This is a genomic window from Candidatus Protofrankia californiensis (assembly GCF_900634765.1).
Lineage (GTDB): Bacteria > Actinomycetota > Actinomycetes > Frankiales > Frankiaceae > Protofrankia > Protofrankia californiensis.
On sequence record NZ_CAAAFT010000015.1, the window covers coordinates 2,858 to 5,133 of the forward strand.

Sequence of the window (2,276 nt, forward strand, 5' to 3'; positions counted from 1 at the left end):
TCGATGTCCCGCCGGGTCGCGGCCTCGGTGAGCAGGAGGTGATGGCGCACCATCGTGACCAGCACGTCGGTGTCCGCGGGCGGTAGGCCGAGCCGTGGAGCAAGATCTCTGACGATCTCGATCCCCGCGTCGGTGTGGTCGCCGGGCCGGCCCTTGCCGATGTCGTGCAGCAGGGCGCCGAGCAGCAGCAGGTCGGGTCGGTCGACGTTGCGGGTCGACGACGCTGCGCTCGCGGCCGTCTCCAGCAGGTGCCGGTCGACGGTGAAGCGATGGTAGGGATTGCGCTGCGGCCTGCTGCGTACCGGCTCCCATTCGGGCAGCAGCCGCACGAGCAGCCCGACCTGGTCGAGCGCTTCCATGGCGCCGACCATGGCCGCCCCGGTGGCCAGCAGGGCCACCAGTGTCTGCCTTGCCGCGTCCGGCCACGGCGCCGGCATGGGTGGGGACTCGCGGGCGAGCCGGTCGAGGGCGTATCGACCGATGGGGATGCCGGCCCGGGCGGCCGCGGCGGCAGCCCGCAGCACCAGGGTCGGATCGTGGGCGGGGTCGGCGTCCCGGGCGAGCTGCACCTCGCCGTCCTGTTCGACCACTCCCTGATCCAGGGGCTGGCGGACCGGGCGTCCGCGGCGCCGGCGCGAGGAGGACCGCAGTCCAGCCGAGACCCGGTACCAGGTGCTGTCCCAGGTCCAGGAGATCGTGCGGCCCGCGTCGGCGGTGGCGTGGGCGAGCGCGAGTGAGTCGGGATAGCCCAGGGCGGTCGCGACAGCGGCCTGATCCTGTAGCAGCAGCCGGTCCTGCCTACGGCCCCGCGCAAGCCGGCGGACCTCGCCACGGGCGTCGAGGAGCACCTGCTGTGCTTCGAGCACTCGTGCGGACGGGGTTTCGGCGGCCCATGCGGTGGCGAGCGCGGCCAGGGCGTGGACGTCTCGCAAGCCGCCGCGGGCCTCTTTCAGGTCTGGTTCGAGCAGGAAGGCGACTTCACCGTGGCGCCGGGCCCGGTCTGCGACCATGTCCGCGAGCTCGGGTAGCCGATGGGGGGAGCGGGCGCGCCAGCGGGTGCGGACGCGCTCAAGCAGGGACGCCGCAAGGATGCGGTCGCCGGCAATCGTGCGGGCGTCCAGCAGACCGAGAGCCGCCTTCAGGTTGCTTTCGGCGACGGCGACGGCTTCGTCGACGGTGCGGACGCTGTGATCGAGACCGATGCCGGCGTCCCAGAGCGGATACCAGATGGTGTCGGCGAGGCGGGTGATGTCGTCCTGGCGGCCGTTGTGGACCAGGACGAGGTCGAGATCGCTGCCGAAGGCGGGTTCACCCCGCCCGTAGCCGCCGACCGCCATCAGGGCGACGCCGGCGCCCGGATCGCCGAAAAGGTCACGCAGCGCGGCGTCGGCGACGTCCACGAGAGCACGGCGCAGGGCCGGTCCGACGGTGCCGCTGAACTCGTCGGACCGGCCCGCAAGAGCCGCCAGCCGGCTCGTCACCGGATGGACTTTTCTGGTCGGTGCGGCAGCCAATAGCCCGCACCGACCAGAACACGGGGCAGGCGCACGGTCTGGAGGGCCAAAGGCGGCGCGATCATGTTTTTCGCACCGCCGGAGGCCCAAGTCCCCGGGCCGCTACAGTGCGTCCGGTCCACGTTCGCCGGTGCGTACCCGTACGACGGTTTCGACCGGCACCACCCAGACCTTGCCGTCGCCGATCTTCCCGGTCTGCGCAGACGTGGTGATGGCACCTACCAGTTCGTCGACGGCGTCGTCGTCCACGACGATTTCAATCTTGATTTTCGGGACGAAGTCAACCTTGTACTCGGCCCCTCGGTACACCTCGGTGTGGCCCTTCTGCCGACCGAAGCCCTGGACCTCCGAAATGGTCAGGCCGTGCACACCGAGGTTTTCCAGTGCGGTCTTCACGTCCTCCAGCTTGAACGGCTTGATTACCGCGGTCACGAGCTTCACGCCTTGGCCTCCTCTGTGACCTTGCCCGTGGAAACCGATGCCGGTGCCGATCCGTCACCGAGCGCGGTGAACTCGTAGGCGGTCTCACCGTGTAGGACGATGTCCATTCCCTCGAGTTCCTCGTCCGGCGACAGCCTCATCCGGTAGATCTTGTCGATGACGAAGGCGATGATGAACGTTGCCACGAACGAGTAGGCGACCACTGCGGCAGCGGCGAGCGCCTGCTTGCCGAGCAGGCTGGCGCCACCTCCGTAGAAGATCCCGTCCGCGCTGTAGCCGGGGGCGACGTCGGCGGTGCCGAAGAATCCGATCAACAGCGCA

General features: G+C 69.8%; 2 protein-coding genes and 1 pseudogene. All 3 read right to left on the reverse strand.

Going from position 1 to position 2,276, the window contains the following annotated elements:
• Nucleotides 1-1,481 (reverse strand): [protein-PII] uridylyltransferase (locus DD1DGNOD_RS00575; RefSeq protein WP_241255370.1); only part of this gene is annotated, 1,481 nt, incomplete at its 3' end.
• A 135-nt stretch (nt 1,482-1,616) separates the two neighbouring features.
• Nucleotides 1,617-1,955 (reverse strand): P-II family nitrogen regulator, encoded by a 339-nt coding sequence (locus DD1DGNOD_RS00580; RefSeq protein WP_131765062.1) that lies wholly within the window; start codon nt 1,953-1,955, stop codon nt 1,617-1,619.
• Nucleotides 1,952-2,276 (reverse strand): annotated as a pseudogene (locus tag DD1DGNOD_RS00585) (ammonium transporter); the annotation flags it as partial. The gene DD1DGNOD_RS00580 and the pseudogene DD1DGNOD_RS00585, both read right to left, overlap by 4 nt.